Below are 6753 nucleotides of genomic sequence, written 5' to 3' on the forward strand. Positions count from 1 at the left end.
AGTCCTCCCGGACGGGGCAGTCGGCTATGAAGCAGAAACCCCCACGGCGCGAGCCGTAGGAATCCCCCTCGTTTACGAGGGGGAGGAAGTCAAGATCTGTCCGATCCCGTGTTGTTGTGGACCATTTCGGCGTCTGCACCCTCAACTCGCGGTACCTGAAGCCAACATGCCGGGGCCGCTGAACACCGTGATGTGACCGCGTCGTCCAGGTCGCCTTCGCGACGTCCGCCCGTCGTGGCGGGCGTCTCTTCACGCCGGCTCACTCCGATGAGCGGTCAGATCGGCGCGCTCCCCGACGTCGCTTTCGCGACAGGGCTGCCGGCTGATGCCGCAGGATATGGTCGGCGGCAGGACCCGATGTTTGCCGGAGGGCAAGCATGGGGCACATGCGGCGGGTGGAATGTCACCGTGAAACAGACGCCCTCGCCATCCCGCGGGGGAGCAGGGCGCTGATGTCCGGCCTGCTCGAGGCCGCCGGCGCCGGCGTGTACGCCGTGGACGGCGACGGGTTGGTGATCGCCTGCAACCCATGGGCCGAACTGCTGCTCGGATACGAGCCGGGCACGCTGATCGGGGTCGACGCCCACACCGCGCTCAACCCGCACGGCGGCAACACCGGCGGGCTGCGCGAGCAGAGGCCGGTCCTCCAGGACGTCGCTCAGGGCAAGCGTGTCAGCGGCGACCGGGCGGTGCTCCTGCGGGCCGACGGCACCGCGCTGCCCGTGTGGTGGTCCGCGGCCCCGCTGCCCGCGCGGTCGGGCCACAGCGCCGGCGCGGTCGTCGTCTTCCATGACATCGGTGACCAACGTGAGCGCGCCGACCGGCGGGCGGACCGCTACGCGCACAGCGAAACGATGCGCGAGCAGGCCCAGTACGACCTCGCGGAGATCACCTGGCTCGGCGAACTGACCCTGGCCATGGTCTCCACCCTCGACGCGGACCAGGCACTGGAACGTCTGACACGCCAACTGGTGCCCCGTCTCGCGGACACAGCCATCATCGACCTCACCGCGGACAGCGCCCTGCGCCGGGTGGCCTGGGCCCACCACCTCCCCGGCGTCCTGCCTCCCACTCCCGCGGGCCCGCCCCTGCCCGAGCATCCCGAACACCACGCCGCGCTGCAGCACATCCGCAGGGGCGGCGCCCTCCAGCATCTGCCTGCATCCGCCATCGGGGCGGGAGCGGACCTGCTGAGCCTGGTGGACGCAGCCGACGTTCTGATCGCTCCCTTGCGCGTGCGCACAACGACGCTGAGCGCCCTCACCCTGATCCGTGCGGCGGGCAGCCCCCCGTTCAACGAAACCGACCGCGTCCTGGCCGAGGAGGTCGCCCGCCGTACCGCGCTCGGCCTGGACAACGCCCGTCTGCACGCGGCCAAAGCCGACATCGCCGCCACGCTTCAGCGTGCCCTGCTCACCGACCTGCCCGAGGTGCCCGGCCTGGAACTGGCCGCCCACTACCAGAGCGCTCAGCGCACCGCCGAGGTCGGCGGCGACTGGTACGACGCCTTCACCCTGCCCGACGGGGACACCGTCCTGGTCATCGGCGATGTCACCGGCCACGACATCCAGGCCGCCTCCCGCATGAGCGAACTGCGCAACATGCTCCGCGCCCTGGCCGTCGACCGCCCCGAGGAGGAACCCGGCCAGATCCTGCAGCGCCTGGACACCGCCCAGGCCCGCCTCACGCTCGCCGACTCCGCCACCACCATCGTGGCCCGCCTGCACCCCAACCCCGACGGCACCTGGGAACTGTCCTGGTCCGCCGCCGGACACCCCCCGCCACTCCTCATGACCGGCAACGGCACCGGCACCTACCTCACCGGCCCCCACGCCATGCTCCTGGGCGTACGCCCCGACATGCGACGGCCCACCGCCCGCATGATCCTGCCCGCCGGCGCCACCCTGATCCTCTACACCGACGGCCTCGTCGAATCCCGCACCCAGGGCATCGACACCGGTATGACCCGCCTGCGCCAGCAGGCCGACACCCACCACCACCTCGCCCTGCACCGGCTCTGCGTCCAGCTCGCCGACGATCTGGGCGACACCCGCGACGACATCACCCTCATCGCCGCCCGCATCCCTGAGCCGTAGGCGGCGGTACGGCCCAGCCGTCCCCTCGGGGTGCGGCCGGCAGCGCCATGTCCGCGTAGGAGGAGGTGTTCCCGTACGTCAACCACCGCTGACGCGCGGCACCCCGACGGACCGGGCCGGCGTCCGAGGACGGCACCCTGCGGTGTCGGGCGCGGCGCCGTCGCGCCGGGGTGAATGTGCGAATGATCCGGTCCCGGACGGACCCGCCCGGGGGGTCGCCGATAGGCTGTGGTGGTGCGCACGGTCGAGGTTCTGCTGGATGACGCGGCGGATCTCGCCGTCCGGGAGGCGTGGCGACGGCTGGCGGACGCGGGGCTGCCCAGTCAGGCGCGCCACCGTTCACCGACCAACAGCCCGCACCTCACTCTGGCGGCCTGCGGCGAGTTGACCGCCCCGATCCGCTGGGAGCTCGCCGAGGTGGCCGCCGCCCTGCCGCTTCCGGTGCGGTTCACCGGTGTGGTCCGCTTCGAACGGCCCACCTCGGTCCTGGCATGGGCCTTGGACCTCGACTCCGCGCTGGCGGGCCTGCATCGCCGGGTGTGGGAGGCGGTCGCCTCCGACAGCCCGCCTGCCACCCTCAACCCCTTCCACGAACCGGGACGCTGGAGCCCGCATGTCACCCTCGGCCGGACCCGGCGGGCCGGGGCCTTCGCCGGCAGGCAGGTCCCCGAGGTGCTGCCGGCGCCGCCGCTCCCGGTCCGGCTCACCACCTTGCGCAGCTACGACACCGAAACCGGCGCCCTGGAAGTGCTTGAGCCCCGCCGTTGAGGCGAACCGGTGACTGCGACGAGTCGGTACGGCCGCCTGCCTTCACCTCGACGGTCGCCCCCCTGTCGGTAACAGCTGTTACCATGCGGGTATGGCCAAGACACAGTTGGGTGCGCGCGTGAACGAGGACATCGCGGAACTCGCGAAGAAGCGCGCCGCCGACCTCGGACTGAGTATCGGGGACTACCTGGCCAGGTTGGTGCAGGACGACGCCAGCGGCCTGCGTGCCCGTGCGGTGGACGCGGCGGCCCGCTTCCTGGCCGAGCACCAGGCGGTGTTCGACGCGGCCGAAGAGGCCCAGCAGACGTCCCGGGGAGCGCACGCGGCCTGATGGACCTGCACATCGATGTTCCCTGGATCCTGCAGGTCGCTGAGGCCGCCGGGGCCGACGATCCGGCCCCCGACGACTACGGCGTTCCGGTGTCCGCCGTCGCCCGCCACCGGGCCGAACTGTTCGAGCAAGCCGTCTACGAGGGCCCTTACGCCAAGGCTGCCGCCCTGGTGCACACGCTGGGCCGGTGCCGCTGGCTGGAACGCTCCAACATGGCCGTCGCCGCCGCTTGCGGCGTCATGTACCTGGAAGCGGCCGGGATCTCCGTCAAGCCCGCCCGCGAGGATGCCGTCGCCCTGAAGGACCTGCTCCTCGATCCCGCCTGCACGGCCGGAAGGATCGCCGCGGTACTGCGGACCTGGCCCACCACCACCTGAGCGCCCGCCTGTTCGTTCTGGTCGCGTATTCGTCGGTGGCACCCAAGGACGCGACGCAGTCGCACCGCCGGGTTGGGACGCAGTCACGGCGCCGGGCGTGTCGCAGTCGCAGCGCGTCTCCCGCAAGCGGCCTGAACAGGGGTGTGGGCCGCGTTCAGGATGCGTTCAGGCTGACGCTGCCAAGATCGATTCCGGCGATCACTCTTCGGGGTCGCCGCAAGGCACAGGGCGCTCGTCCTCATCGTGGGGCGGGCGTTCTGTCGTACGAGCGAATCGGAGCCCCCCACCGTGCAGCAACCGGAAATGTTCACCGATCTAGACGTCGCCAGCGCGACGAAGTCGGTGATGAAGAAGTTACCCGAGGTGACTCTGGCGTTCTGGGTCATGAAGGTCGCCGCGACCACTCTCGGCGAGACGGCGGGGGACCTCTTCGCCCAGACCCTGAAACTCGGTTACTTCCTGACCACGATCGTCCTGTTCCTGCTCTTCGTGGTGACGCTGGTCGTCCAGCTCAGGTCGAGCCGCTACCACCCGTTCCTCTACTGGACGGTGATCCTGTCGACCAGCATGGCCGGCACCACGACGTCCGACTTCATGAACCGGGACGCGAGCACCAAGTTCCTTTCCGGCGGTGCCACTTCGCTGGGCTGGGGACCGCAGGGTCTGGGCCTCGGCTATCCGGCCGGGGCGGCGATCCTCATCTCGATCCTGCTGGTCATCTTCGCCGTCTGGAAGGCCACCGGGATGACCTTCCAGATCCGCGACATCGTCACCTTCCGCGGCGAGGCCCTGTTCTGGTCGGCGATCCTCGTCTCCAACACCCTCGGCACGTCCATGGGCGACTTCCTCTCCGACAGTTCCGGGCTCGGTTACGCCGGTGGCGCGCTCCTCGTGAGCGGGGCCCTTGCCGTTCTCGTCGCCCTGATGAAGGCGCCGGTGGTGCCGAACGTCCTGCTGTTCTGGATCGCCTTCGTCCTCACCCGCCCGCTGGGTGCCACCGCCGGTGACTTCCTGACCAAGCCGGTCGCCAAGGGCGGCCTGGACCTCGGCACCGCGGGATCCTCGGCCGTGCTGCTGGCCGTCCTGCTGGGTCTGGTGGCCTACGCGCAGGTCCAGGAACGCCGGACCACCCCACCGCGGCCGGCCGATCGGGAGGCGGTCACCCAGCAGGCCGACTGACTCCGGTCACCCGACCGGCAGGTCGACCCGGAAGCGTGCCCCGGAAGTGCGACCGCGATCGTGGGACACCGCGATCGCGGCCAGGGTCTTGGGGAGGGTGCCTTCAGTTCGTGGTGACGCGGGCGTTGACCCGTCGCATCCAGTCCCGGTCGGTGTGCCACATGGGGTGGTGCGGGGCCGCGTTGGAGGTCAGGACGACGCCCTGGAAGCCGGCGGCGAGGCAGCGGTCGATGACGAACTCCGCGATGTCCTTGCCGACGGCGTCCTCCTCGAAGCGCGTCAGCAGCGGGGTGTATCCCACGACGCCCTCACCGAGGACGGCGGGGACGTCACGGCGACGGGCGAACGCGGCGACGGCGTCGACCCACGCGGCCAGCGTCTCCCGCATGGCCTGCCGGTGCGCCGGATTGTTCTCGTAGAGCCACAGGTCCCAGCGGTCGGGGTCGACCCAGTCGTGTGCGTAGAACAGTTCGCGCGGTATCCCCGTGGCGGCCAGCCGCCAGGGCTCGTCCAGCTGGTAGTCGCCCGCGAAGCCGGCATCACCGTATGCCTCGACGTCAACCACCGCTCCGTCACCACGGCCCGCCACGGGGTGCGGAGCCCCACAGCATCCTCCGGCGCGGTTCTCAGCATCCCCGTACCGGGCAGGGGGACGCCGGCCTGTTCCTGGCGGGGCGGGGGCTGAGTGATCTGGCCGGCGCTCCAGAGCTGGCCAGCGACGCATACATCGGGCGTATCGGCGCATCCGCGTCTCCCTGTAGGGCTGTCGATGAATACCCGCCGTCCAGAAAATACGTCGTGAATAGGTATTTTTAGTGAGATCTCTCAGTCGGGCACACCTCTTTTTCTGAGTCGAAGTTCTTGACTCCTCCGATGTATTGGGATTGTCTGCCTCGCGTTCCTCACCGCGCGTCCCGCGGTCGGCCTGAGGCCGACCGGTCACGGGAAGGACGCGAACCCACCCCTCTGGAGGTAGGACACCCCATGAACCGGAGATCCGTCTTACGAGCCGGGGCCGGCCTGGTGGCCGGCGGCGCCGCGCTCGCCCTGCCCCCGGCCCCGCTCGCCGGTGCCGCGCCGGCCGCGCCGGCTGCCGATCCGACCGCGGGCTGGACACAGACCTCGTTCACGTACAGCTGGCACAAACCCTGGAACCTCGATATCGGCGACCGGCACAGCTACAGCGGTGGCGTCGACCGTATGTGGGTGTACGCCACCGACGAGCCGTTCCAGGAGGGAAGCTCCACCGACTCGCGCACCGAGATGCGCTGGAAGGTCGACTACGCCACGGGCAACCACATGTGGGACGCCGACGTCTACCTCCCGTCCGGCACCGACGGCGCCACCTTCGTCCAGATCCTGCGGGGCATCCACCCCGAGGGCACCTACGCCACCGACATCATGCTCAACGCCTACAACACCAGCGGTGGCACCGTCCGGCGCTACGACGGCACGGTGCTCAAGACGAGCGCGTACAACACCTGGTTCAACGTGAAGATCGCCCACCAGGCGAGCAGCGGTACGGGAACCATCAAGGTGTACTTCGACGACTCCCTCGTCCTGACGGTCGACGACCGCGGCCCCGCCACCCGCTACTTCAAGAACGGCGTGTACAACCACGGTTCCGGCCGGGCGGAGGCCCGCTTCCGCAACATCCGCTACTGGACGAGGTGACCGTGCCGTGCGCCGCCGGCAGGCTCTCGCCGTGCTAGGCGGCACGGTCCTGGCCGGCGCGACCAGTGCGGCCGGGGGCGGGCGTATGCCGCCGACGAGGTGCAGTTCCAGAACCGTGGCAACGTCGAGGGCGGGGGCTGTGCCTGCACGGGCTCCTGGTGACGCCGAGGCGGGTGGTTTTTGCGCCTGTCCGTCTCGTCCCGCAGCAGCGCCACGCCGGCCTGACCTGGACTTGAGGTGACCCCCGGAGTGTGGACACAGGGGTTTCATGCCGTGAGGGAGAGTGTAACCGGGCTCTGATGCTGCTGTTCGAACTCCAGTGGCGAGA

General features: G+C 70.1%; 7 protein-coding genes. 6 read left to right on the forward strand and 1 reads right to left on the reverse strand.

Annotated features, from left to right (window positions below):
- Positions 1 to 452: 452 nt before the first annotated feature.
- From ABZT03_RS42355 to ABZT03_RS42375, 5 genes are all read left to right on the forward strand, one after another.
- The gene (locus tag ABZT03_RS42355; protein WP_356049412.1) at positions 453 to 2096 is read left to right on the forward strand and encodes a SpoIIE family protein phosphatase; all 1644 of its coding nucleotides are present in this window, start codon (positions 453 to 455) and stop codon (positions 2094 to 2096) included.
- A gap of 234 nt (positions 2097 to 2330) precedes the next feature.
- Complete coding sequence (locus ABZT03_RS42360) at positions 2331 to 2864, forward strand: 2'-5' RNA ligase family protein (RefSeq protein WP_356049414.1); 534 nt, start codon at positions 2331 to 2333, stop codon at positions 2862 to 2864.
- A gap of 91 nt (positions 2865 to 2955) precedes the next feature.
- Positions 2956 to 3195, forward strand: a complete 240-nt coding sequence (locus ABZT03_RS42365; protein WP_356049416.1) for a hypothetical protein — start codon at positions 2956 to 2958, stop codon at positions 3193 to 3195.
- The gene (locus ABZT03_RS42370; RefSeq protein WP_356049418.1) at positions 3195 to 3572 is read left to right on the forward strand and encodes a fic family toxin-antitoxin system, toxin component; all 378 of its coding nucleotides are present in this window, start codon (positions 3195 to 3197) and stop codon (positions 3570 to 3572) included. The genes ABZT03_RS42365 and ABZT03_RS42370 overlap by 1 nt, the downstream gene beginning before the upstream one ends.
- Positions 3573 to 3860: 288 nt before the next feature.
- Positions 3861 to 4751 carry a hypothetical protein gene (locus ABZT03_RS42375; protein ID WP_356049420.1) on the forward strand — a complete coding sequence of 297 codons (891 nt, stop codon included), beginning with the start codon at positions 3861 to 3863 and terminating at the stop codon, positions 4749 to 4751.
- A gap of 103 nt (positions 4752 to 4854) precedes the next feature.
- Here the strand turns inward: ABZT03_RS42375 and ABZT03_RS42380 are convergent, their stop codons facing one another.
- Positions 4855 to 5316, reverse strand: coding sequence for a cellulase-like family protein (locus ABZT03_RS42380; protein WP_356049422.1), 462 nt, complete (start codon positions 5314 to 5316; stop codon positions 4855 to 4857).
- A gap of 419 nt (positions 5317 to 5735) precedes the next feature.
- Between ABZT03_RS42380 and ABZT03_RS42385 the strand changes: the two genes are divergently transcribed.
- Complete coding sequence (locus ABZT03_RS42385; RefSeq protein WP_356049424.1) at positions 5736 to 6425, forward strand: polysaccharide lyase family 7 protein; 690 nt, start codon at positions 5736 to 5738, stop codon at positions 6423 to 6425.
- The last annotated feature ends 328 nt before the right edge of the window (positions 6426 to 6753 follow it).

Origin of the sequence: Streptomyces sp. NPDC005574 (genome assembly GCF_040605435.1) — a bacterium.
Classification (GTDB): Bacteria; Actinomycetota; Actinomycetes; order Streptomycetales; family Streptomycetaceae; genus Streptomyces.